The sequence below is a fragment of the Paraburkholderia lycopersici genome (genome assembly GCF_900096975.1).
Lineage (GTDB): Bacteria > Pseudomonadota > Gammaproteobacteria > Burkholderiales > Burkholderiaceae > Paraburkholderia > Paraburkholderia lycopersici.
In genome coordinates this window covers 119,960-144,780 of the sequence record NZ_FMYQ01000010.1, presented here as the reverse complement: position 1 = coordinate 144,780, position 24,821 = coordinate 119,960, and the positions used below count along the sequence as shown (strand labels likewise).

At 61.3% G+C, this 24,821-nt stretch carries 23 protein-coding genes and 3 pseudogenes; 11 read left to right on the top strand and 15 right to left on the bottom strand.

What is annotated here, in order from left to right; translation table 11 throughout:
* Positions 1-22: 22 nt before the first annotated feature.
* From BLU17_RS33130 to BLU17_RS13405, 8 genes are all read left to right on the top strand, one after another.
* Positions 23-178, top strand: a complete 156-nt coding sequence (locus BLU17_RS33130; protein WP_176929079.1) for a hypothetical protein — start codon at positions 23-25, stop codon at positions 176-178.
* Between the two features lie 31 nt (positions 179-209).
* Positions 210-1,634 (top strand): M20/M25/M40 family metallo-hydrolase, encoded by a 1,425-nt coding sequence (locus tag BLU17_RS13435; protein ID WP_091997212.1) that lies wholly within the window; start codon positions 210-212, stop codon positions 1,632-1,634.
* Positions 1,635-1,680: 46 nt separating this feature from the next.
* Positions 1,681-3,030 (top strand): MFS transporter, encoded by a 1,350-nt coding sequence (locus tag BLU17_RS13430; protein WP_091997211.1) that lies wholly within the window; start codon positions 1,681-1,683, stop codon positions 3,028-3,030.
* A gap of 49 nt (positions 3,031-3,079) precedes the next feature.
* Entirely contained in the window at positions 3,080-4,237 is a 1,158-nt protein-coding gene (locus BLU17_RS13425) for a porin (RefSeq protein WP_176929077.1), read from the top strand.
* Between the two features lie 31 nt (positions 4,238-4,268).
* Positions 4,269-6,083, top strand: a complete 1,815-nt coding sequence (locus tag BLU17_RS13420) for a hydantoinase B/oxoprolinase family protein (protein WP_218137008.1) — start codon at positions 4,269-4,271, stop codon at positions 6,081-6,083.
* A 15-nt stretch (positions 6,084-6,098) separates the two neighbouring features.
* Positions 6,099-8,162, top strand: a complete 2,064-nt coding sequence (locus BLU17_RS13415; RefSeq protein WP_091997317.1) for a hydantoinase/oxoprolinase family protein — start codon at positions 6,099-6,101, stop codon at positions 8,160-8,162.
* Positions 8,163-8,230: 68 nt separating this feature from the next.
* A complete protein-coding gene (locus tag BLU17_RS13410) occupies positions 8,231-9,727 on the top strand; it encodes a M81 family metallopeptidase (RefSeq protein ID WP_091997209.1) in 1,497 nt (498 codons plus the stop codon).
* Positions 9,724-10,839, top strand: coding sequence for an FUSC family protein (locus BLU17_RS13405; protein ID WP_176929075.1), 1,116 nt, complete (start codon positions 9,724-9,726; stop codon positions 10,837-10,839). The genes BLU17_RS13410 and BLU17_RS13405 overlap by 4 nt, the downstream gene beginning before the upstream one ends.
* 342 nt (positions 10,840-11,181) lie before the next feature.
* Here BLU17_RS13405 and rpsU read toward each other — a convergent pair whose 3' ends face one another.
* The 8 genes and pseudogenes from rpsU to BLU17_RS13365 form a co-directional block, all read right to left on the bottom strand.
* Entirely contained in the window at positions 11,182-11,394 is a 213-nt protein-coding gene (rpsU, locus tag BLU17_RS13400) for a 30S ribosomal protein S21 (protein WP_091997207.1), read from the bottom strand.
* Positions 11,395-11,499: 105 nt separating this feature from the next.
* Entirely contained in the window at positions 11,500-11,766 is a 267-nt protein-coding gene (gene infA / locus BLU17_RS13395) for a translation initiation factor IF-1 (protein ID WP_091997206.1), read from the bottom strand.
* 522 nt (positions 11,767-12,288) lie between these two features.
* A complete protein-coding gene (locus tag BLU17_RS13390) occupies positions 12,289-12,513 on the bottom strand; it encodes a hypothetical protein (protein ID WP_091997205.1) in 225 nt (74 codons plus the stop codon).
* A gap of 277 nt (positions 12,514-12,790) precedes the next feature.
* Complete coding sequence (locus BLU17_RS13385) at positions 12,791-12,994, bottom strand: cold-shock protein (RefSeq protein ID WP_091997204.1); 204 nt, start codon at positions 12,992-12,994, stop codon at positions 12,791-12,793.
* A 578-nt stretch (positions 12,995-13,572) separates the two neighbouring features.
* Entirely contained in the window at positions 13,573-14,259 is a 687-nt protein-coding gene (locus BLU17_RS13380; RefSeq protein WP_091997203.1) for a flavin reductase family protein, read from the bottom strand.
* Positions 14,260-14,514: 255 nt separating this feature from the next.
* Positions 14,515-15,503 (bottom strand): annotated as a pseudogene (locus BLU17_RS33775) (IS3 family transposase); the annotation flags it as partial.
* A gap of 213 nt (positions 15,504-15,716) precedes the next feature.
* On the bottom strand, positions 15,717-16,328 hold the full coding sequence (locus tag BLU17_RS13370) for a LysE family translocator (RefSeq protein WP_091997201.1): 612 nt from the start codon (positions 16,326-16,328) through the stop codon (positions 15,717-15,719).
* A 182-nt stretch (positions 16,329-16,510) separates the two neighbouring features.
* Positions 16,511-17,329, bottom strand: coding sequence for an AraC family transcriptional regulator (locus BLU17_RS13365; protein WP_218137007.1), 819 nt, complete (start codon positions 17,327-17,329; stop codon positions 16,511-16,513).
* 526 nt (positions 17,330-17,855) lie between these two features.
* Between BLU17_RS13365 and BLU17_RS13360 the strand changes: the two genes are divergently transcribed.
* Positions 17,856-18,800 carry a cupin domain-containing protein gene (locus BLU17_RS13360; RefSeq protein ID WP_091997200.1) on the top strand — a complete coding sequence of 315 codons (945 nt, stop codon included), beginning with the start codon at positions 17,856-17,858 and terminating at the stop codon, positions 18,798-18,800.
* Here BLU17_RS13360 and BLU17_RS13355 read toward each other — a convergent pair.
* Positions 18,797-19,555: a substrate binding domain-containing protein gene (locus BLU17_RS13355; RefSeq protein WP_342713824.1), complete on the bottom strand. Its 759-nt coding sequence runs from the start codon at positions 19,553-19,555 to the stop codon at positions 18,797-18,799. The genes BLU17_RS13360 and BLU17_RS13355 overlap by 4 nt on opposite strands.
* A 30-nt stretch (positions 19,556-19,585) precedes the next feature.
* Positions 19,586-19,762: pseudogene (locus BLU17_RS34400) on the bottom strand (LysR family transcriptional regulator); the annotation flags it as partial.
* A 396-nt stretch (positions 19,763-20,158) separates the two neighbouring features.
* Between BLU17_RS34400 and BLU17_RS13350 the strand changes: the two are divergent.
* Positions 20,159-20,497 (top strand): annotated as a pseudogene (locus BLU17_RS13350) (AraC family ligand binding domain-containing protein); the annotation flags it as partial.
* Positions 20,498-20,549: 52 nt separating this feature from the next.
* Here BLU17_RS13350 and BLU17_RS13345 read toward each other — a convergent pair.
* The 5 genes from BLU17_RS13345 to BLU17_RS13325 form a co-directional block, all read right to left on the bottom strand.
* Positions 20,550-21,062, bottom strand: a complete 513-nt coding sequence (locus BLU17_RS13345; protein ID WP_091997198.1) for a hypothetical protein — start codon at positions 21,060-21,062, stop codon at positions 20,550-20,552.
* Positions 21,063-21,382: 320 nt separating this feature from the next.
* Positions 21,383-21,793 (bottom strand): GFA family protein, encoded by a 411-nt coding sequence (locus BLU17_RS13340; protein WP_218137006.1) that lies wholly within the window; start codon positions 21,791-21,793, stop codon positions 21,383-21,385.
* Positions 21,794-21,929: 136 nt separating this feature from the next.
* Positions 21,930-22,775: an MBL fold metallo-hydrolase gene (locus BLU17_RS13335; protein WP_091997197.1), complete on the bottom strand. Its 846-nt coding sequence runs from the start codon at positions 22,773-22,775 to the stop codon at positions 21,930-21,932.
* A gap of 21 nt (positions 22,776-22,796) precedes the next feature.
* Complete coding sequence (locus tag BLU17_RS13330) at positions 22,797-23,123, bottom strand: tautomerase family protein (RefSeq protein WP_091997196.1); 327 nt, start codon at positions 23,121-23,123, stop codon at positions 22,797-22,799.
* Positions 23,124-23,130: 7 nt separating this feature from the next.
* Positions 23,131-23,676, bottom strand: coding sequence for a sugar ABC transporter (locus tag BLU17_RS13325; protein ID WP_091997195.1), 546 nt, complete (start codon positions 23,674-23,676; stop codon positions 23,131-23,133).
* Between the two features lie 166 nt (positions 23,677-23,842).
* On the opposite strand from BLU17_RS13325, the gene BLU17_RS13320 reads away from it, so the two are divergent.
* Positions 23,843-24,736, top strand: a complete 894-nt coding sequence (locus BLU17_RS13320) for a LysR substrate-binding domain-containing protein (RefSeq protein WP_091997194.1) — start codon at positions 23,843-23,845, stop codon at positions 24,734-24,736.
* Positions 24,737-24,821 lie beyond the last annotated feature (85 nt).

The following is a 24,821-nucleotide window of genomic DNA, read 5'->3' as shown; positions in this document are numbered from 1 at the left end:
CGTGTCCCAGATTGGAAAATTTGTGTCCCGCAATGTCAACTGGAAAAAAATTGTCATCTCTACAGTGCTTGCTATTCGTAGCGCGACAGAAAAAGGGGGCGAAGACCCGCTTTACATCGCGCTGCAACTGAGTGGAGCCGGCAATCTGAAGAATGCCGCGGGCCTCACGTATCGCTGATACACGCAACCCGATCTGAAACAGGTGACATATGCATCATGCAGATGAAGCAGGCGCACGCTCGCGCGATAGTGAACAACGGCGGGCGTTGGATGCAGTCTTCGATTACGTCGACAGGAATGCGCAGGACTTCGTGTCATGTCTGATGGCGTACGCGTCGCATCCGAGCATCAGTGCGCAAAACATCGGTATCGACGAAGTGGCGCATCTGCTGAAAGAGCGCTTCCTGGCGATGGGAATGACGGCGGAAATCCTGCCGACCAAAGGCAATCCGGTTGTTCTCGCGCAATGGAACAGGCAGGCGGGCGCGCCGACGGTATTGCTGTATGGCCACTACGACGTGCAGCCGCCCGAGCCGCTGGAGGCGTGGACCACGCCGCCGTTCGAGCCGACGATCCGCGATGGCCGCATCTTTGCGCGCGGCATCGGCGACAACAAAGGCCAGCATTTCGCGCAGATTCTCGCGATCGAGTCGCATCTGAAGGTTCATGGGAAATTGCCATGCAACGTGATTTTCATGCTCGACGGAGAAGAGGAAGTCGGAAGTCCCAATCTGCCGTCGTTCGTGCTCGAACATCGCGAGCGTCTCAAGGCAGACCTCGTTGTGACCGCGGATGGTTCAGTTCATCCGTCGGGTACGCCGATCGTTCAGTTCGGTGTCCGTGGGCTGCTCAATTTCGAGCTGCACGTGCACGGAGCAAAGCGCGACGTGCACTCGGGCAATTACGGCGGCGTGGTTCCAAACCCTGCGTGGACGCTCGTGCATCTTCTGGCGACGATGAAAAATGCCGCCGGGGAAATCACCATTGACGGCGTGTACGACCGGGTCGATCCGCCGTCGGCCCGCGAGCTGGAAGCGATTGCCGCGTTGCCGGTGAACGTTGCCGGTCTCTGCGAAGAACTGGGCATGACGCAGCTCGATCAACCGCAGGAGCGCGGCTACTTCGAACGCCTGATGTTTCATCCGACATTGACGATCAACGGACTTCACAGCGGCTACGGCGGCCCTGGAATGAAAACGATCATTCCGGACAGCGCATTCGTCAAATGCGACATGCGGCTCGTCGAATCGCAGACGCCCGACGAAGTATTCGCGCTGGTCGTCAAACATGTGGCGCGCCATGCACCCAGTGTCGAAGTCGTCAGGCTGAACAGCATGGAGCCGTCCAAGACGTCCATCGAATCACCGTACACGCAAAACATCGTGACGGCGATCGAGAGGGCTCAGGGCAAGCGGCCGCTGTTGTATCCAGTGGTCGGAGGCAGCCTGCCGGATTACGTCTTTACAAAGACACTCGGCCTGCCGGCCTTCCTGATTCCCTATGCGAATTCGGACCAGGCCAATCACGCGCCCAACGAGAACCTGAGCATCGACTGTTTCCTGAAGGGCATCAAGACCGGGGCAGCGCTGCTCGCGTGCTTGTTCGATCGCGACGTGGTTGGGTCGTCGACCTGACGCGGCGCGACCGCGCTGTTCATCTATCAATTAAAAGGATGTGGAAATGAACGATCACGAGCCGGGTCGGGAATCGACGGTGTCAACGTGGCGGGCCGTTCTGGTCACGGCATTGCTAGCGCTGTCATTTTCGTTTTCGTTCCTGGACAGGCAGGTTTTGCCGCTGCTTCTGGAGCCTGTCCGGCACACGTTCGCGATAAGCGATACACAGATCGGTTTGCTGCAAGGGCTGGCGTTCAGTACGTTCTACGCATGCGCCGGCATCCCGTTGGGATGGATGGTCGACCGGTTCCATCGCGTGCGCATCGCCGCGGCGTGCGTCGCCGCGTGGGGACTGGCGACGGCGGCGTGCGGTCTGTGTTCGAGCTTCGTCCAGTTGCTTGCCGCGCGCACCGCGACCGCAGTCGGCGAGGCGGGGTGCTCGCCGGCGTCATGGTCGATACTGTCGGATCTGCTGACCGGGCGCGCGTTGCTGCGTGCGACGGCGGTCTATAACACCGGCCCCTACATCGGCGGCGGCATGGCGCTGATTCTCGGCAGCATCGCGCTGCGCTACTTTACGGGGCTCGGCGGTCCGGCGTTGCCGTTGTTCGGACACGTCGCGCCATGGCAGGCCGTGTTCGTGGTGGTCGGTTTGCCAGGGCTGCTGCTTGGCGGATTGATCCTGATGCTGCGTGAACCGGCGCGCCGCGTGCCCGAGGTTCAGCACACGGATATCTCGACACGCGCCACACTGAAAGTGCTGCTGGGATCTCCTCAACTGATGTTCTATTTCGCGGGGTTTCTGTTCGTCACATCCGGGTTCTATGTGCTGGTGACATGGTTCCCGAGCGTGATGATTCGCGAGGGATTCGGCACCGTCTCGACGGTCGGGCGTCCTCTGGGCACGGTGTTTCTGTCGGTCGGCCTGACCGGCTGTCTGCTGTCCCAACTGCTCGTTCGCAAGCTCGATAACCGCGAGCTGCTCGGCGCGCTGCTCAGACGTCTGTCGATCGTGCTGTCGATTCAGATTCCGATCATTGCTATGTTCCCGATGGTCGGCACGGCGGCATCCGCCTACTGGTTTTACGGCTGTGAGGTCGCGACGTTTTCGATCGTGACGACATTCATGTCCAGCCCGATCCAGCTTGCCGTGCCCAACCGGATGCGCGGCCGTGCAACGGGACTCTTCCTCGTGTCGAACAACGTCCTCGGCGCGAGCCTGGGACCGTCCGCGGTCGGCGCGCTCAGTGACAGGCTGAAGGGTCATCCGCATGGACTGGCGGTTGCCTTCGCAATTGTCCTCGCGGTGTCGAGTATCTGTTCCGTCATTCTGATTTACCTCTCGTCGTCGCGGAGATCGGTCGCCGGCGCAGTCGATGCGCTGCAGACGAGCGCCATGCACAACAACTCGTAATTGCCTGCATCTTTCAAATAAAGGTTTGGAAAAGACCATGGAGATCGAAATGAGTCAATTAATCGATTCGGAATGCAAAATAAGTAAATTTGAACAAATCGCATGCATCGCCAGGAAAATCGTCACGGCCAGTCTGGTAATCCTGTCGATGGCGCCGGCGCTCGCGCGTGCGCAAAGCAGCGTCACCTTGTTCGGCTCGCTCGACGAGGCGATCGAGTATTTGACGAATTCGGGAAAGACATCGCATTCGGTCGTGCAGGCCGCGGCGGCGGAGATCTACGCGAATGCGATTGGCCTGAAGGGCGTCGAGGATCTGGGCGGCGGCATCAAAGCGATCTTCCGTCTGGAAGGCGGCATCAGCCCGAACACGGGTGCCTCTTTGCAGGGCGGTCGGCTGTTTGGCCGGCAGGCATGGGTGGGTCTGCAAAACGACAACAACAAGGTGGTGTTTGGCCGCGTCTATACGCCGCTCTACGACGTGATCGGCTATCTGGACCCGTTGCAGGGTTCGAACGTCAGTCTGTGGAGCATGGACGGCGGCTTCGTGTCGCGAATGGACAACGCGGTGCGCTATACGCGCACGGATGGACCGTTTCACGAGAACCTGCAGTACAGCTTCGGCAGCGACGGCATCGATGCGCCGCTCAACGGCGTCGCCGGCGGTGAAGCGAAGTCAAAGGAATACAGCGTCGCCGCCGATTACACGACGGATCAACTGATGGCCGCCGTCGTGTACGACTACGTGCACGGGCCGATGACGTCGGCGCAATACGGGATGAGCCTGTACGTGCCTTCGCTGGTTCCCGCCGCGCCGGTTTCACCGGAGCGCGCCGAGCGGCTCGCCACGGCGCTCCGTTACACGTGGGGCGGCACGTCCGTGTTCGCCGGGTATCGCCATCTGAAGACGGAGGTACAGGGCGTCGATCATGACTCGAACCTGTACTGGACCGGTCTGACCGAACGGATTACACCGGCCTGGGTCGCCACCGCGGGCGTCTATCACGAGCGCGTGGCCGGCATCGACGCGCGGCCGACGCTGGTCGCGCTGCAAACCCAATATTTCCTGTCGAAGGCGACCGGGCTATACGCGAACGTCGCGAAGGTCTGGAACACGAAGCTCAGCGACATGGGCGTGGACCTGCAGACGCAGACCTCGACGGGCGCGGGCCAGCTAGGTGCCAGCATCGGCCTTTTTCACTTTTTCTGATGGATGGAGTCACGGTTCTATGGAGGTTGATGTGAAACACGAGAAACACGAAATGCAGGCCGGCGGTTTCGCGCCGCAGGACGTCGATGCGGTGACGCTCGAAATCATCGCCGGCGCGGTGAGGGCGGCACAGGACGAAATGGGCGCGCTGCTGGAGCGGACCGCGATGTCGCCGATGATCCGCGAAAAGAAGGATTACTGGACCGCGCTGTACGACGCGAAAGGCCGGATGGTCGCGGGTACGCTGCTGCCGCTCTTTGGCCGCGTGCTCGAACCGATCATCGAGTACTACCCGCTGGAGACGATGCGTAGCGGCGACATCTACTGGTACAACGACTGCTACGGCTCACGCGGGGCGATCACACATAGCCCCGATCAGCTGCTTCTGTCGCCGGTGTTCGTCGACGGCCGGCTCTGCGGCTTCGTGCAAAGCTGGGCGCATCTGACCGACATCGGCGGCGCGACTCCCGGCTCGCTGTCTCCGCAAGCCACCAGCCACTTCGAGGAAGGCATCATTGTTCCGCCGGTTCGGCTGTTCCGCGAAGGCGTCGCCAATGAAGAGATCCTGCGGATTTTCGAGCGCAACACCCGCTTTCCGGTAATGGTGCGCGGCGACATGCGCGCACTGGTCGCCGCGCTGCGGCTCGGCGAGCGGCGCCTCGCGGAGCTGGTCGGGCGCTTCGGCCCGAGCGCCGTGGCAAGCGCGTTCGAACAGATTCAGGACCGCAGCGAGAAGCGCGCGCGCAAGCTGCTCAAGGAGACCTTCAAGCCCGGCATCTATCAGTTCGAAGACTACGTCGACAACGACGGCGCTGGCGGCGGCCCGTACGCGATCAACGTGCGGCTGGAAATCACCGACGACAAGGTGATCGTCGATACGACGAGGAGCGCCGATCAGGCGGCGGGGCCGATCAACTACATCATGAATCCGGTGGTCCCGTCGCTGATCCTCGGCATTTACCTGACGTCGCGCGACCCGCTCGAACCGCTCAACGACGGACTGATGCGTCTCGTCAACGAAGTGCGCACCCGCGAAGGCAGCCTGCTGCAACCGACGTTTCCGGCGCCGGTCGGGCTGCGCAGTCTGACCTGGCTGCGTCTTCAGAGCACGTTCATGGGGCTGTTCAATATCGCTTCGCAGGGCAATGCGCTCGCGTCGGGGCCCGCGTACAGCCTGTCGCTGTTTCGTGGACTGGACCCGGCGTCGCAGGAGCCGTTCCTGATCACGGACGGCTGCGCGGTCGGCAACGCCGCGCGGCCTTTCGCCGACGGTATCGACGCGGTCTACTTCGTCGCGCAAAAGAACTATCCGGCCGAATTCATCAATGCGAGCTACCCGGTTCGTCTGCTGCGTTACGGGATCAATCCGGATACCGGTGGTCCCGGACGTTGGCGCGGAGGCTGCGGCGTCGTGCGTGAGATTGAAATTCTGGCGGACGAAGTCGTGATGTCGATCAGGCTGGACAGCACCCGCAAAACGCCGTGGGGAGTCGCGGGCGGCATGAGCGGCCGCGCGGGCAGCGCGACCGTCAATCCGGGACGCGCGGACGAGCGGCGCCTGGACCCGCTCGCGGACCAGATCCGTCTGCGCAAGCACGACATCGTGCGGCTGGAGACGGGCGGCGGCGGCGGCCATGGACATCCTTACGACCGGCCGCAGGAGTCGGTGCGGCTCGACGTGCTGCGAGGCTTCGTGTCGGTCGAGGCCGCCCGCGCGGACTACGGCGTGGCGCTGGGAGACGAGGTGGACGGCTATGCGATCGACGCCGCGGCGACGGCCGCGCTGCGCGCGGCGCGGCCCGAGTCGAAGCTGTTCCACCGTGAGATTTACCTTGATCAGGTTTGAAACAACATGACGCAGATGAGCAAGAAACCGAACGAGCTGTCCGTGGCCATCGACATTGGCGGTACCTTTACCGACGTCACGCTGTTCGACCGCTCGACGGGGCGGGCGTGGACGGTCAAGACGCCGTCGACTCCGGCCGATCCGTCCGAGGGGTTTGTGAACGGCGTAGCCGAGGCGCTGAAGCTGTCGGAGTTCCAGCCGGCCGATCTGGTTCAGGTGCTGCATGGAACCACGGTGGCCACCAACCTGATCCTCGAAGGCAAAGGCGCAAAAGCCGTCCTGCTGACCAACAAGGGCTTTCGTCATGTGCTGGAGATCGGTCGACACGATGTGCCGCGCGACGCGAACCTCTATTCGTGGATCAAGCCGAGCCGCCCGGTTCCGCCTGAGCTGATCTTCGAGATCGGCGGCATGCTGGACGCCGACGGCGCGGAACTTGAAGCGCTGGACGAAGCGGCGATCGCCCGGCTGACGCGCCGGTTGCGGGACGACGGCGTGGAGTCGATCGCCGTGTGCTTCCTGCATGCGTATCTGAACCCGGTGCATGAGCAGCGGGCCCGAGACATCATCGTGTCGAACTGGCCCGACGCGATGGTGTCGTTGTCGTGCGAAGTGCTGCCGGTGATGCGTGAGTACGAGCGCAGCATGGTCACCATCCTGAACGCGTATGTCGCTCCGGCCGTATCGACGTATGTGCATCGGCTCGAACAACGGCTGCTCAGATTGGGCGTGTCCGCGCCGTTGCTGCTGATGAAGTCCAACGGCGGCGTCGCGGGGGCGGCCGTGGTGCGGCGCGAGCCAGTGCAGACCGCACTGAGCGGTCCGGCCGCGGGCGTCGTCGGCGCGCAGGAAATGGCCAGCCTTGCGGGCTTCGGCAACGTGATCGGCGTGGACATCGGCGGCACCTCGGCCGACATCAGCCTGATCAAGGACGGTGTGCCGGGCACCACGATGGAAGGCCAGGTCGGCGCATGGCCGCTGACGTTGCCGATGGTCGACATCAACACGATCGGCGCAGGCGGCGGTTCGATCGCGCGCGTGTCGGCCGACGGCGTGCTGACGGTCGGCCCGGAAAGCGCGGGCGCGCAGCCGGGGCCGGTCTGCTACCGGCGTGGCGGCACCGAGCCGACGGTCACGGACGCGCATGCGGCGCTCGGACACGTGCCGCCCACCTTGCTGAAGGGTGCGATGTCGCTCGACGTCGACGCGGCCCGCCGCGCGATCGAGGACCGGATCGCACGTCCGCTGGGACTGTCGATCGAGGACGCCGCGCGCGGCATTCTGGCGCTCGCGGACAACGCGATGGTCAATGCGATTCGCGTCGTGTCGGTGCAGCGCGGTCACGATCCGCGCGAGTTCGCACTGGTGCCCTTCGGCGGCGCGGGACCGCTGCACGGCTCGTCGCTCGCGCGGCTGCTCGGCATTCCGACCGTGCTCGTGCCGCCGTCGCCGGGTGTGCTGTCGACGATCGGGTTGCTCACGTCGAAGCTGAAGTCGGATTTCTCGCGCACGTCGGTGCAGCGCGCCGGACGTTTCGACTTCGACGCGATCGAACGGGTCTTCGAAGAGATGGAGCGCGAGGCGATCGCCTGGCTCGACGGCGAAGGCGTCCCGGAACATGGACGCATGATCGTGCGCAAGGCCAGCATGCACTACGCGCACCAGGGTTCCGAACTCAGCGTGCCATGGCCTGGCGGCAAGCGCGGCGAGGCGGCGTTGGCGGACGCGATCGACGCGTTCCACCGGTTGCACGAGTCGCTGTACACGTTCGCGCAGCACGACATGCCGGTCGAAATCGCCACGCTGCACGTCGAGGCGAGCGGCGAACTGCAACCGCCGCAGTGGCCGCACATCGGCGCGAACACGGACACCGCGTCGGCCATCATCGGCCGTCAGCCGGTGCATTTCCCGGACGGCTCGCTCGACACGCCGATCTACGACCGCAACCGACTGGGGGCGGGGGCGGTGGTCGAGGGGCCGGCCATCTTCGTGCAACTCGATACGACGACGCTGATGCTGCCCGGCCAGTATGCCGAGGTGCATGAGTTCGGCAGCCTTATCGTACGAGAGCAGGTCTGACCGGACAGCGCTATCGAGAACGCCGGCGGGACGCGAGCGCCCCCGCCGGATGGCTATGGAGTAGACGGATGAGAGTGCTGATCGCTGGGTATAAGCACGAAACCAACACCTTTGCGGCGGAAACGGCGGACTGGTCCGCATTCGAGCGCGGCGAGATGCTTCCGGCCGCGGTACGCGGGACGTCGATGCTGGACATGCTCGAACAGGTCGCCGTTCCGGGCACCGGCTTTCTGCGCTATGCGCGCGCGCAGGGATGGGAGCCGGTGCCGAGTCTGTGGTGCGGCGCCGCGCCGTCTTCATATGTGACGTCGGCGGCGTTCGAGCGTATTTGCCATGAGATATGCGGCGACGTGCAGGCCCATCGGCCCGATGCGATCTACGTCGATCTGCATGGCGCCGCGGTCGCCGAACATGTGGACGATACCGAAGGCGAGCTGTTGAGCCGGATTCGCGAGCTGGTTGGGGCGAGCGTGCCCATTGTCGCGAGCCTCGACCTGCATGCGAACGTGACGCGGCGCATGCTCGAGTGTGCAGATGCGATGGTGTCGTACCGCACGTATCCGCATATCGATTATGTCGAGACCGGTGAGCTGGCGGGCGAGCTGCTTCGGCGACGGCTGCTGCGGGGGCGTCGCGAAGCGCTCAGCTCGCTGCGCGTGCCGTTTCTGATTCCGCTGAATTCGCAGAGCACGACGGCGGCGCCCGCGAAACCGATTTACGAGCGGCTTGCGAAGATCGACGCAGCGTGCGGCACGGTCTCCAGCTTTTGCATGGGCTTTCCAGCGTCCGATTTTGCGGAATGCGCGCCGATGATCTGGAGCGTCGGCGCCGATGCGGCGAACGCGGTTGCGCACATCGGGGCGCTCGCATGCGAGCCTGCGCAATGGCGGATCGACGTCCTCGATGCGGACGAGGCCGTGGCCCGCGCGATCGATCGGGCAAATCTCAGCGCGGGACCGGTCGTGATCGCCGACACCCAGGACAACCCCGGGGCAGGCGGCAGCGCGTCGACCACCGGCATGCTTCGCGCGCTGCTGGACGCGGGTGCCGGCTGCCGGTTCAGGCAGCGCGTCGCGCTTGGCGTGTTGTGCGATCCGGTTTTCGCGCAACGGGCCGTGCAGGCGGGCGTGGGCGCGAAACTGCAAGCGAGTCTGGGCCAGCCGGGCATGCTCTGGGACGGCCCCGCCGATCCCGCCGTCGACGGCGAGTTTACCGTGATGGCGGTCAGCGATGGCCGGGTCAGATACAAGGGGCCGAAGATGACCGGCTTCGTCGCCGAGCTGGGGCCGAGCGTCGCCGTGGAGATCGATGGCGTGCTGGTGGTCGTCGCGAGCGGCAAGATCGGCGCTCAGGATCGGGAACTGTTCCGCTTCGTGAACATTGAGCCGGAGCAGATGAAGATCATCGTCGTGAAGAGCAGCAATCACTTCCGCGCGGATTTCACGCCGCTCGTCGAGGACGCGCAGCGCGACGTCGTGATCGCGAAGGCACGTGGCGCGGCCGCGGTCGATCCCGGCGACCTGCCGTGGCGCAAGCTGCCGGACTCGATCAGGCGCCGTCTGTGACAGACGCGCAGCGGCGAATTCGCGCGGCCCGGGAGAGTCAGCCGGTGAAAGGGATGCTGCGCAGGATAGGGGCGGAGGTCGATTCGCGTGGCGCGTGGCGGGGAATGCTTGCGTTCGCGCCGGTTGCGGCAGTAGCCGGACGGTTCGCGACCGACGGACTGGGCGCCGTCATCATGTGCATCGGCCTGTTCGTTTCGTTGGAGCGATGCAGCCTCGCACCATCGGGCGTGTTGCTGCTGGGCGCCGTGATGTTCGGCACGTCGATGGCCGCATGCGCAGCCGTGGCGAGTCCGGTGCAGTTCATTGCGTGCACCACCTGTCTGGCAGCGGCCACGACGTTGCTCTCCGCCCGTTTCGCGGCGATCCGCACGGTGTGCACGCTGATATTCGTAGTCTCGGTCTATCTTCCACTGGAGCTCAGTGCGCAAACCAGCCCGGCTGCTGCGCTCGGCGCCTATATGCTGATCTCCGGACTGCTCGGTTTCGCGATCGCGGTGCCACTGGCCTTGAGCATCGTCGATCACAGTCGCCGCGAGCGGGTAACGTCACTGGTCAAGCATTGGGCACGGCTCCGCCATACGGACGACCGTCTCGCGCCCCAGTCGGACGTCGTGCTCTGGGTGTTTGCGATCATCGTCGGTATCGGGGTTGCAACCGCGGTCGTCGAGACGATGCACGTCCGGCACGGCGAGTGGATGATCTGGTCGGCTGCGAGTGTCTTCACGGGCGACTTCCTGAGCGCTGGCAGGAAGATTCGCGACAGGACGACGGGCGCGCTGCTGGGCGTACCCGCCGGGATGCTGATGTCCCACTACGTGGTGTCGTCTACGTGGCTTTCCGTATGCCTGTCGCTTGGCGCCGCGCTTACGATCGTGTCGTTTCGTCGCTACGTGGTCGGGTTCGGCCTGCGGTGCGCGCTGATCACGCTCGATCTGAGCGTGACGACACACTCGCTGCCATCGGGACTGGAGCGTGGCATCAACGTCGTTTCTGGATGCCTGCTGGGCGGATTATCGCTGTTCGGCGCCAAGCTCTGTGCGCGCATGTTTACATCTATGCGGCAGTACATGAATCGCGATGCGACGGAGAGCGATGGCGGCAAAGGCTCCTGAGAGGCCTCTCGTGATTTGGCTAGCCCCCAGATAGCTGTGGCTCTGGCAGGCGGGAAACAAATTTCAGCGAGCGGCCGTTATTTGAGCCCAAGCCGATGTTCCTATGACTACGCAACGGCACAAGCGAACGGCAGATCATGGCCGGAACTGAGTCCGATCCGACAGCGTCCGGTTCAGTTCGACCCGAAGCGGTCTATCGATCGCAGAAAATCGAGTGGCCGCTATGCGAACTCATCCGGCGCCTCGGCCAAGATCAGAACCGGTTCTCATACGGAGGTTACGCGAGATGCCCGGCTGGGCACCGGACGTGCCGCTTGTGCAAGGCTACCCTGCAGTTCCGGGTCAGTACCGCTTTTTTGGTGGCAACGAGCGTTTGATCTGCTTGCGCAGGCGTGCCACTGCAGCGGCCTTTTTGCGCTTGCGCTCTGCGGTAGGTTTTTCATAGGCTGTCCGGGCACGAAGCTCCGGAATCAGGCCTGTGCGTTCGATCGCGCGACGGAAACGGCGTAACGCAACTTCCACGGGCTCGTCGGGTTTCAGAATTACAGTGGTCACTATTTTCCTTGATTGAGGTCCGCCAGCAATGGCGAACCGTGATGTGGATGTGCGCGCAGCGTCGTCACAGGTAAGGGTCACAGCCAACGGCCGCGTATCGCTCCGTTAACGACGGCGAAATGCGGCTCTTGGCGTTGCGGGACTGCTTCGCTCATCCTTATGACGGAAATTGATTCGTCCTTTTGTCAGGTCGTACACCGAAAGTTCCAGCGTTACCCGATCGCCCGCAAGAATGCGAATGTGATTCTTGCGAATTCGTCCGGACGCGTACGCCCCTACAACCACGCCATTGTCGAGCGTGACGCGGTAACGGCTGTCTGGCAGCACTTCGTCAACGATACCGTCGAGTTCCAGCAGTTCTTCTTTGGCCATTCAAGGTTCCTGATCAATTGGCGGGACACGGGTTCGGACGCCGCATTGTGGAAGACGCCGCGCGCGTTGATCGACAAGCGCTCGAGCGGTAGTGGGAAGCATAAAAACTACTGGGTCGCCCTTGCGTCCCGGAAGTCATGGACACCGCCTTGTCCGGGCGGCGAATCAGGTACGCGAGGGGATGGGTCAGACGCGTGGGCTCGCAATACCGGTCCGATGCGCGTCGGGGTATACAGTCCAGCGCACACTGTTATCGCTGGACTATCAATCAAAGGCAGATTCGCGACTTACCAACACGCGTGTTTTCTGTGCTGTGCGAAGCGAACTAGTCGTGCATTGTAACCGAAGGCAGCGATCCATCCCGCCACTATCGGCGGGGCCAGAAGGATGTGGTGTTGTCGGCGATGCGTATCGGCGATGTGCAGTTCGGGTTCCCGCGTGATGTTCGGTGTTTGGGCGCATCTTGTTGCACCCGCCCTGGCGCTTCAGGTGCGTTGAGTGTTTCGATCTGCGGCGTCGCCTTTAACCGCGCGTGTCGACCCAGATGCGTGCCCACTGGGCCGAGTGCTGTAACGCTTGCTCTTCACTCTTGAAGTAATCGAGCGAATAGAACGAGTAGCGGCCTTCGGCTCGCTCGCCGTCGATGAGTTCGAGCAACAGGTTGGATGAAAAGCTGCCATCGGGCAAACGATGCGCCGAGGATTGGACGGCATAGCCGTTGTAATGTTGAATTTGTATGTTTTGCATTTTAATTTTAATGATATTTGAGTGCGCACACGCCGTGCGAAAAGTGCATGGGCGTGCCGCTTCAAAGCCATTCGAGCCGAATTCTTCAGCAGTCGAAAAGCGAAAAAATGGCGTTGAAGCCTGAGGGCAGAATGGGCGCAACGAGGCGTATGGCGCAGGCACGCTGCTGTACAAACAGATGCCAATCAGGAGTGATCGCGCCAACTGAGGGAGATAAAGCTCCGCGAGGGTGTCGCTGCAACCCGGCGTCCGTCGCAGGAGGCCGGGTCCTTCAACTTTACAGCGGCTTGATGTTAGCCGCTTGCAGCCCCTTCGGGCCTTGCTTCGTTTCGAAGCTCACTTTCTGATTTTCAGCCAGCGTCTTGAAGCCTTCGCTCCTGATTTCGGAGAAATGAGCGAACAGGTCGTCACCGCCCTTGTCCGGGGTGATGAAGCCGAAGCCCTTGCTGTCGTTGAACCACTTAACGGTGCCGGTATCCATGAAGAATCCTTGATGAAAAAATGCAGAAATATGCTCTATTAGTGAGCGCGTGAAGCTTCAAGGAGGGAGAGGGCAACGAATACCGCGGGGGAGCGAGCAATTGATGAACAGCAATCGAACTTCTTGAACTTCGGAGCGAACAGTACCGGCCGGATGGAGTGGCGTCAATACTTATCTTGTAACTGTTTCACCGGGCGGTCCGTTCTGCAGACGAAGCGATGCGGGCCGACTTTGCTGCGCCCGCCTTGTCTGGCATGGCATTGCGCAAAGATTAGACAGGGGTGGGGGTAAGAACAAGCCTGCGACTGCACGGCACCTACCGCTACGAGATCGGTCAGATGGAGCAGCGCACCGCGCCCCGAAATTTGCACCAGACCAGCGAATTGACTGGCCCTTTTCCAATGCGGAGCTGGCGCCGGGATGACAGGCCCGCGGTTCAGTTGAAGGGCGCTTCCTGGCCGCGTACCGCCCGACGACTGAGTGCAACGATTGCCGCGGACGCGGCCTCTCATGCAAAGGGCATAAATCTACCACAACGGTCCTACGTATTTCTCCAAAGCGGACGGCCATGCGTGGCATCAGGTCCCTTGCGGCGCCCGGGCCCGGTCGACGTCAGGGCTGCGATAAGCAGTCTCCGGAATGCCTGCGAGTCTTGACTCATGAACTTGTCCCGCCGACAGACCATAAAATTTCTGGAAGCTCATTATCAGGGGATTCCACTTGTCGGGATCGATACGGTTACGGTCATCGACCATCAAAATGTCCGACCGTACATGTATGCGCACGACCCGCAATTCGAAGATGCGTATCGTGCCCCGAAGTTCGGGCGTGTCGTCGCCGATTCCATGTTGTGCGGCTAGTACTGATTCCATTTGGACCGGACACTCGCGGACCCTGGGCGCATCGACGGTGAGGGCTGCGATCGGTGTGAGTCCGGCCCGCTCGAATTTGTTGGGTTCGAACACATAGCCGCGCACCCGTTTCGCTGAAGGAACTGGATTCCTGCCAGTCGTACAGGCAATGCGATCCACCGCCGCGGCTTCGTCTCTCGATGGGAGGTTGAGCACGCACTCACCCGTTCTAATCAGGTTCTCGGTTGTTTTCGACGAGGCTGCAATTCCTATCACGCACCGCCATCCAAGCCAGAACGCGGACGAGATCGGCGCGATGTTGTCGGTTCTATCTTCATTTCTGGTGCCGATCAACACCACGGGCGTTCCAAAGTAAAGTATTGCGGGCTCGCTCAGCACATGCGAATCAGACATATCGACTCCTGCACGGTGGTAACAGGACGTCAGTATCGGTGGAGCGTTTCGTTTCGACTTCCCGGTTCTTGCTGTTTCATTTTGAATGGTCAGGAGTAGCAGCGCTTTTGCTTTGTTGACAATCTGACTCGCGTTTTTTGAAGGTCGGGTTTTGGCCGACTACCATCTGACGCAGTTGGCCCCAGTCGACTGCGAATTCAGAGGTGGCCTCAGTCATTCGAACAGTATTCTGAGATTTTTAAGTGGAACGTCCGAGGCAATCATGCTGCCGATGGAGCGCCGGGCATGGCTGACCGACTCGTACGCTTTCAGGTAGATCTCCTCATACTTGATGCTGCGCCACACCCGCTCGACGAACACGTTATCGCGCCAGGCCCCCTTGCCGTCCATCAACAGTTGCACGCCCCGGCCCAGCACGGCCTCGGTGAACGCGCCCGCCGTGAACTGGCTGCCCTGATCGGCGTTCACGATGTCCGGCAGTCCGTAACGGGCAAGCGCTTCTTCCAGCGCCTCAACGGCGTGCGAGGTTTCCAGCGTGACGGCGACCCGGTGCGCGAGAACCTTGCGGCTCGCCCAGTCGACCACCGCAGTCAGATAGACGAATTCGCGCGCCATCGGAATGTACGTCGTGTCGAGGGTGAAGACCTGATTGGCGCGCTCGATCTTCAGGCCGCGCAGCAGGTACGGCCAGATTTTGTGCTGTGCGTTGCGCCGACTCGTGCTCGGCTTGCAGTACAGCGCCTCCACGCCCATGCGCTTCATGAGCGTGCACACGACGGCGCCCGACTTCATGGCCCTCCCGACGCAGCAGGCGCGCCAGCATCCGCGACCGGGCAAACGGGAACTCCATATGCAGTTCATCGATGCGGCGCATCAGCAACTGATCGGCTTCGCTCACCGGCTGTGGCCGGTAATACGCGCTCGATCTCGCAATGCCGACCAGCCGCGTCTGTTGCGAAACCGGCAGCGCATGCGTACGGTCGATCATCGCTTCGCGCCCGGCAATCCGGCCTTGCCGAGCGCTCCTGACAAAAATCGTTCTTCAGCGTCAACGGGCCGATTTTCGCGTGCAGCGTTTTCACATCCACCGGCGGCTCGCTCGACGGCACGCCCGCTGCACCAAACACGTCCGCCGCGCGCTCCTGCAACTGCCGTTTTCATTCCGTGATCTGGTTCGGATGCACATCGAACTGCTGCGCCAGTTCGGCCAGCGTGCGCTCGCCCTTGACCGCTGCCAGCGCCACCTCCGCTTTGAACGCCGCTGAGTGCGTGCGTCGGGTTCTCTTCGTCGTTTCCCCGCTTCCTTTGCCAGTATTGTCGCTGGCTCAGGCCCCGGCAGATCCACTTATCCGGCTGTCCGAATTTGCTCGGCCACCTCTATCGCTACCACACGTCAGTGCGGGGAATTCTGGCGCAAACTGGAGGGGTCCAGCCCTCACCGTGCCCGGACAGGAGGCCTACCGCTGCACCAAGGCTAGCTTGACCCCGACCCCGACGAACGCCGCGGCAAAGCTCCGGCGCATCCACTTGAGAACATCGGGGCGTGAAAGAATGCGGTCACGGACCCTCGCCGCGAAGACGCCGTATGCCACGAACACGACGAACGTCATCGCCATGAAGACGAGTGATAGTTCCAGCATGCGAAGCGCAGGCTGGTTTTCGCCGCGATCGATGAATTGCGGCAGGAACGCGAAGAAGAAGATCGAGAGTTTAGGGTTGAGAATATTCACGAGGATCGCGTGCAAGATCACATCCCGGTCGGTGCGGGCGGGGCTGTCGAACGTGATCTTCAACGGTCCTTTTTCCTCAAGTGTTTTCCATGCAATGAAGAGCAGGTAGGCGACGCCCACATATTTGATCGCTGAGAACGCGACAGCGCTCGCATGCAGGAGCGCAGCCAGACCGGTGATCGCCGCCACCATGTGCGGCAGGATGCCGAACGTGCAGCCCAATGCTGCGACGATTGCTGCACGCCCTCCACGCGACAAACCAGCGCCCACTGTGAGGAGTGCGCCGGTTCCGGGCGAAGCTACGACGATCAGCGACGTGACCAGAAATCCGATGCTCATGGCCTCTCCGTCATGGATGCGCAAAACCGGAGCACGCGTGCGACGCGCGTTGGGATGCCGCGACGAGAACAGGGTAAAAAGAAAAATAGCAAGATCGTGCCTCACGCCGGGGAAAGAGGTTAAGCCTCGATTCTCGGCGTCGGCGGTCCGACGGTCTTGAACAAAATTGCAGGCGCAGGCGGTCAGCCGACTCCCGTGGCATACGTACCCGGCGTCATACCAAAACTACGGACGAACAGCCGCGTCATATGGCTCTGATCGGAGAAACCGCTCTGCGCGGCAGCTTCGGCGAGCCGCGCACCATGACGGATCAACTGGCGTGCGTGATGAATACGGCGCTGCAGGATGTAGGCGTGAGGCGTGAGGCCGGTCGCTTTCGCGAAAGCGCGCAGGAATTGATAGCGGCTCAGCCCGGCTTCGTCCGCGAGTGCCGTGAGCGTCAGCGTCCCTGGGGGATCGTCATCGATCAGGGCGCGGGCCGAAGCGATTCCGGCTGGAGTGCACCGGTGCGTGGCGGATGCAGGCTGGAGCAAGCCAGCCAGTACGAGCAGCAAGGTCTCGTCTGCCCGGACTCCGTGCGGGTCTGCAATGCTGCCAGTCATTGCACGAAAGAGCTGGCCGAATAGCGCTGCGATTCGCCGGTCGCTGACTTTCGGTTGGCTGAACTCGCAAGTCGCGCCTTTGCGGCCTTCCGTAATGTCCGCGGCCAGCTCGGCAACGATCGCCGGGTCGAGATACAGCATTCGCCATGAGCGCCCGCCGTCGCCGATCGGTGCCCCGTCATGCACTTCACCAGGGTTGACAGTGATTACGTCACCCGCACTGGCTTCGACGAGACCACGGCCGCTCGCCGATTTCTGTGCGCCGCGCTCGATCAGCCCCACGCCAAACTGCTCATGGGTGTGGCGGCCAAAGACGAGCGTGGTGTCGGCTTCCACGGCTTCGATGCCGCTTCTTTGGCAGCTCAACAGCTTGAATGTCGTCCGTTGCATTTCCCTCATGGCCTCCGGGTGTCTTTGCACACCTCCACATTGCCAGTGCGAGTCATTTCGTATGATGTATCCAACTGCGTGGATTGAGGCCACGTCTACGTCTCGATTTTGGGGATTGTCAGTGATCCAGACGCCGCAGTCGAATGTCTGTTCATGGCCGGACTTTGCCTCACGACGCTCCGTGTCTGCGAGGCAGTTGGATGCGCGACCTGGCAGGCGGAAGTCGATCCCAGCGGTCGATCAACATACGCAACCAAACGTCCGCTGTCGTTTCGACTTCGGCTCTTCAACGCGGTGTCGTCGATCGCCGCTTCATAGACATGCTGCGGATGATGAAGGGGCATGCAAGCCGGTAGAGGCAATCCGCTTGGCCGCGACCGGACGCGTGATGCGCCTTTTTGCGCAAAAGTGATTTCGACGTTCGGTACTTCTGGCGCCAAGGCCCTCCCCCCTACAGTCAGGTCAGCCTTCGGACGCGCCGCTCTCCAACAGAACGAACCCGCACGAAGCTTCTTAACACCCGGAAGGAGCAAACATGCTGACCAGAACATCTCCCGTACTTCTCGCCGAACCCGACGTGGCGACTGGGGACGCGCAGTACTTTGAATACACGTCGTCCGCCAATCCGATCGGCGCGAAACTCATCTCGCGCGTGCCGTTCCGCAGCTTCCCACCGTCGCTCTATGCCGACGGCGCAACCCGCGTCGTGCCGCTCGATCTGTCCGCCGAACTGGAGTGTCCCGGTCCCGCGACCGGTCCGGGCTTGAGCGCGAGCTTCCTGCGTATCGAGGCGGGCGAAGCGTTGACGCTCGATCCGAACGCGACCTCGCAGGTCTGCTACGTGATCGGCGGAACGGGCAGCGTGAAGCAGGGCGCAACGCGCTTTCCGTTTGCGCAAGGCGACTTCTTTACGCTTCCGGGTGGCCTCGCCGCCATGTTCTCCGCGGATACGACCGCTACGCTATATTACGTGAATGATGCGCCGCTGCTGACCTATCTTGGCACAACCCAGGTACAGGCGCGCTTTGCGCCCACACGCTATCCGGCCGCCGACGCGCAGGCAGCATTGCGCGAAGTCGCGGAACAGAGCAACGCGGGCCGACGCAACCGCATCAGCGTGCTGATGGGCAACGCCAACTTTCCGCAGACGCGCACAGTCACGCACGTGCTGTGGGCAATGTTCGGCATCGTGCCGCCGCATTCGGTCCAGAAGCCGCATCGACACCAGTCGATTGCGCTCGACTTTATCGCCGGCGGCGGGCCGGGCGTCTATACGCTGGTCGGCACCGAACTCGACGCAGAGGGCAATATCGCGAATCCGACTCGCGTCGATTGGGAAGCAGGTATGGCATTCGTTACGCCCCCAGGATACTGGCACGCGCATTTCAATGAAACGAACGACAACGCGTATGTGATCCCGATCCAGGACGCGGGCTTGCAGACGTATCTGCGCACGCTGGACATCCGCTTCGTGCGTTAAGGCGCACGTGCCGGCGCGAGTCCGTCGTCCCAGTACGGCGGCTCGCCGAACGCTTCGGCGTAGAAGTCCACGAACACGCGCACTTTCGACGAAACGACCTTCTTGGGGGGATAGACCGCCCAGACCGCGGGGTCGGCTCGTCCGGTACGCGCCTCCCACTCCGGCAGCACCTGCTGCAAGCGTCTGGCGCGCAGGTCTGCGGCAGCGAGCCAGGTCGGCAGGAGCGCCACGCCGCAACCGGCCACGGCGAGCGCGAGCACGGCTTCCTGGTCGCCAGTACGCAGGCGTCCCTTCAGTTCGACCACCGTCAATTCCGGTGCATCCCGTGACGACTGCAAATTCGCGGGGCTTCGTGCGAAGGACCATTTGTCATCCGGTATAAGCGACAGGCGAAGTGCGTCGTGCGCGGAAAGTTCGTCAGGCGTGCGCGGTATACCGCGGCGCTCAAGATAGGCGGGGCTGCCGCAGACGACACGACGATGCGGCGCGAGGCGTCTCGCCATCAATGATGAATCTGGCATCACGCCGGTACGGATAGCCACGTCAATGCCTGCGTCGATCATGTTGAGCGTTTCGTCCGTCGAGACGATGTCGAGGTCGATGTCGGGATAGCGCGACATGAAGGCCGGCAGATGCGGAACGATATGCAGCCGTCCGAATGCAGGTGGTATCGTCACGCGCAGCACGCCTTGCGGCGTGCGATTCAGTGATGATGTGACTTCCCGTGCGTCGTCGAGGGCTTGCAACGCAAACATTGCGTGTTCGCGAAAGAGGCGGCCGCCTTCTGTAAGGACTAGCCCGCGTGTCGATCGGTTGAATAGCGCGATGCCGAGGTCTTTTTCCAGCTCGCTTATGTAGCGCGATACAGTCGAGGTTTTGACGGACAGTTCGTTGGCGGTCTTGCTGAAACTCTGTAATTCGGCTGCGCGAACGAAAGCTCGTGTTGCGGCGAAGTAGTCCATAGGGGGGCGAGTTTGATGGTCGGGCTTTTGGCTTCCCTGGGAGTGTACTGGGTCGGTACAGTCGAGGTGATGGTACGGTCGAATGTGACCCGTTAGCGGTCGCTCAAATTTTGTCTTTCAATGACGCGTCATGGCCGCACTCCGGCCGATGAGGCCAGATCGACGCTCGTCCTCGCGGGGAGGTCGCATCCGGACCCATTGCTGACTCTGGCGGCCACTATACGAACGTCGTTTGAGTCCGAGGAAGCGGTCATTTGCGCCACCGACGCAAAGTAGAACACGATCACTTTGGCACTGAAGTGGGCCGTGCACGGCGCTCTCCCGAAGCTATCTGTATAGTCGACGTGTGAGCTTCGCGCCGACGCGACGTCCATTCACTCTCTTTTGCGACGCGCCATGATACAAAAAGCTGCATCCATGCGCCCAGACTGGGTGGTGCGCGCCGAGCCGACAGAGGGCATCGAGCGCATCGAGGCCTGGTTTCATGGCAAAGCATATGCCATGCATCGCCACGATACGTACGCGATCGGGCGCACGCTCGCAGGGGTGCAGAGCTTCAGCTATCGACGCAGCCGGCGCGACAGCCTGCCGGGTAACACCATCGTGCTTCACCCCGACGAAGCGCACGACGGCCAGGCGGGGACGGACGAGGGCTTTCGCTACCGCATGATTTACGTGGAGCCCGCGCTTTTTCAGGAGGTATTGGGTGGCCGGGCACTGCCGTTCCTCGAAGGTCACTTCAGCGGGGGAAGGTCATAAGCACCACGATCATCAACAATCCGCACTGTCAGCTAGCGTGCGTTTCCCAACCGGCATCTGAAATATCGAGCAACTGAGCGACTGAAGCACGAATTCCGTTAACCCTCGATTCCTGCTCGCCACGGCCGAGTCCGTATTCCTGTCGGGATAAGTAAGTCGTCTGCACCTCGATTGTGTTCCAAGAGTTTTGGGCACCAAGCTCCAATGTTATGCCTTGGCCGGTCCAGCGAGATCGAATCCAACGTACCGCATCGATGTCGATCGGCTTTGTGTGCACCCGCCTGTCGACGATCCATCGTTCGACGCGCATTGATCGTGGGTCACTTGTGAACACACAGACTTCTTTCGATAAAAGACCGAGTAAGCCGATCACACTGCACAGTGCGATAGTGACAGTGGTCCCCGTGGTCCCAGGAAGGTGGCCTTTATGCAAGGCCGAAATCACTATGAATCCGAGAAACAACAGGACAAACACAAAGAACCCTTTCCCTGTTGTGTGCGGCACCGTCAGCGACTTGCCCTTATCGTCGGCATCGTCCATGATTCCCGTCCCCGTTCGCAATATTCATTCTTTTTCGGCTCAATACACAGGCGATATTAACACTCCATCAGTGCGAGCGGGCACGTCAGTCCGTTCGCACTGGGCATTCACAGGTCAAGCTCAATGGCTGCTTTCTGGAGACCTGACGGTCCGCAACGGGTCGCTTTATGCTTTCTGCATGAGAAGCGGCGCCCATGCGATTGAGGCGCCGCTCGTCGGGCACTTGCCGGCCACGAGGCGTCACTCGCCCATCTCGGCGGTTTGCCCTTCGAGCGGTGGCTTTGGACTCAGTAAAGGTCGTAAATCAGGGGCCGAACAAGTCACACCGGCGGACGTCGCCCCGAGTGCTTCGGCAAAGCGTCGGCCAAATGCATCCACGGCAACCGACTCGCGGTGTGTACATGGTCTGTTGGGGGAATAGATTCAGGCATGTCCAAGCTGCAAGTCGTCACATCAACTTCTCCCGGCAATTCAGCGTGAACGAACGTGAGTTGCGTACCGCACTCCGAGCAGAAACTTCGTGTTCCCCAAGCGCTTGACGCGAAGGTCCTGGGCGTGCCACGGGTGAGATGAAAATTTTCGCTCTTCACTGAGAAGCACGCGACAAGCGGTGCGGCAGCCGCTCTTCGGCAGTCGCTACAGTGACAGACGGTGGAATTGAACGGTCGACCATCGACCATATAGCGCACATGCCCGCAGAAACAACCGCCCGTTAATATGTGCGTCTGCATCGTCGTTCTCCATAAGTGCATGAGGTTTGGGTTATTCGCCGCTGCTCGGTCAGCCGAGTGCCGTTTTCAGATCGACTACGCGAGGCTATCGACCGCAAGTCGTAAAACCGGCGCGGGCGTGGCCCTGAAGCTTGAACTACGCTTCAGCCTCGTAAAGCAGACCATATTTGCCCCTCGTTTGCTTTATTCGCGCGAAACCGGGTTCCCCCAAATGCATGCCGGCAATCAATAGCCCGTCCGAACTGACCATGTCCAGAAGCCTTGAGCGTGTGGAGGCGGCCAGGGATTGGTCTTGATCGAATGCAATCGATACGTCCGGCCGTTCAATCTGGATATGAGGAAAATGGACAATATCTCCCCAGACAAGAAGGCTCTGTTCACGGGATTCGAAAATATATCCGGTGTGTCCATCCGTGTGCCCCGGTAGCGGCATCGCTTTGATACCGGGAAGCACTTCCCCCTCATCGAATGTACGGAGTTTGTCGCTATAGCCGTCAAACACCTGGCGTGCTATCAGGAAGTTTCCGCGTGCCCGCTCGCTGGCACGCCCTAGATTGCCATCGTCCTGCCAAAATCTGACCTCTCGCCGATGAGCAACAAGCTCGGCATTCGGAAAGGCAATTTGTCCTGTTGGGTCCACTAGCCCTCCGACGTGGTCGGGGTGGGCGTGTGTGAGCAGGATTGTGTCGATCTCGGATGGTTCGACGCCAGCAAGCGATAAATTGGTTCTCAGGCGACCGCCCCACTGCTTGACGCCTCCCGCCCCACCGTCGATGAGAATTGTCCGGCCCGCTCCGCGTACCACGTAGCAGTTGATATGCACGGTGGCAGGCTCCTTTTGTCCTCCACGACTTTGCATTCTGGCGGCCTCGGACGAGTCGATATTCGAGAGGAAGTCCAGGCTGGCTGTGAGGTAGCCGTCGCTGATTGCAGTGATCGTGAAATCCCCGGCACGCTGACTTGGGAACGAAATGGTGGACACAATGATTCTCCAGAAGACTGCTCAATTGCGAGCGTGAATATGCGTCGCGGCATAACCAAAACAACGGATGCGCGCCGTGAGACCCGTGCGGTGCACGATGGCGCGGTCCAATGCTTCCGTGAACTGGTTCATTACGCGGGGCGTGCGAAACGCCTCAAGGCGATATCGCACTTCCGCGAAGACGGGATGTCCGTGCCCATGCCGAACGTCGACATAAATGACATGAACGTTTTCGCGTGCCGCTTCAAGGACACTCGTACAGAGTTTGACGCAGTCGCCGGCAAGCTCGGCAAGCCTCTCGTCAGATGGCATCTGTCCCGTCGGAATGTAGATCGTGACATTGGGCATCGCGGACCTATTCTTCCTGGTCGGCTGAAACGGAGCGGGAGGTCGTCAGTTGTTGCGTCATCGGCGAGTAGAGATGGACGCCTTCGGTCATGCTCTCGACAAGCTGGGCATTGCGCCGAGGCAGCTTTGCGAGCCAACGGCGTTCCGGAGACTTCTCCAGCGCAACGGCTCGCATGGCCAACGGCGCGAGGCCCATCTGGAGCAGCGGTTCGGGGCTGCTCGCGCAAAGCGCGAGGAGTTCGTCCGCGTTTACCGCTGGCGCAAGGCCGATATCGCTGTAGAGATTCCGGTGCCAGTCGGTGATGTGTTGCTGCCACCTTGCAAAATTGCCGCCGCCTTTCTGGCGATATTCCTGTCCCGTCAGGACATCGAGACCATCGATCGTGTGGACGGCAAGGTAGACCGGGCAACCATCGCTTAACGACTTGAAGCGCTGCGACGTGTAAAAGCCAGTAACCGAGATGAGGGCGGGCAGCTTTTCAAGGCTGTAAAAATCGTTCCAATCGGCTTCGCTGTTGGGATCGGCGAAGCTGCATTCCACGGTGTAGATCATCGGATTATCCTTCGCGACGGCTGAGTATATTGCTGCAAACGATCCATGTTCGTTGCGGTAACGTAATGCTAATCTGCTGTTTCCAGCTTAAATAGCGATATAAAGTCAGCCTTCAGTGAAATTTTCTCAAGCTGACGACGAACGCATTCCAACCGACGAAACTCCAATGCGACGCAAGATTCCAACCAATTCCGCGCTCCTGGCCTTTGAGGCTGCGGCTCGACACGGCAGTTTCGCCCGCGCGGCCGAGGAACTGGCGCTGACTGAGGGCGCCATCAGTCGTCAGATCGGTCGCCTGGAAGCGTTTTTGGGGGTCGCGCTGTTCGAGCGCGTTGGAAATCGCGTACGGCTTGCGTCGAATGGAATGCGATATGCAGTGCAGGTTCGCGAGATTCTGGATCGTCTGGAACGGGACAGCCTATATCTGATGGGGCAGCCCATCGAGGGTGCGAGCATTGATATCGCCGCCATTCCAACCTTCGCCACCCGTTGGCTCATCCCTCGACTGAAACGCTTTCAAAATTTGCATCCGAACATTACGGTGCATATTGCCGAGCGTATGGAGCCCTTCATTCTTGCCGGTAGCGGTTTCGACGCAGCAATCCATTTTGAGCACCCAGCATGGGCGGGTATGCATCCACATCACCTGTTGGAGGAGGTGCTTGTGCCCGTGTGTAGTCCGGCGCTCCTCGCTGACGCCGGCTCGAACATATCGCTAGATGAACTGCCACGCCTTCACAGGCGGCAAAATCCGGACGCCTGGCAGCTTTACGCGCAAGAGGCTGGCATCGTGCTGACCAATTCGGCGGTTGGCGCACGTTATGACCTCCATTCGATGCTGATAGAGGCGGCGCTAGCCGGCCTGGGCGTTGCGTTGGTGCCGCGTCTTTACATCGGGGCGGAGCTTGAACAAGGCCGTCTGGTCGCGCCTTGGCCGGACGGCAAAGCGATTAGCAAAAACTTCCGCCTCGTGCTTCCTGAGCCGATTGAGTTGTGCGAAAAGCCGTTGCAGGCATTTGCGAAATGGATTCTTCACGAAGCCCGGGGTTTAGCGCCTTGAAGCAGCGTCGAGAGTTGCAGTTGCCGGGTGATCGCCGTGCTACGAACTGACCATCGCGAGTCGACGAACGGCTGTTGTACCTTGA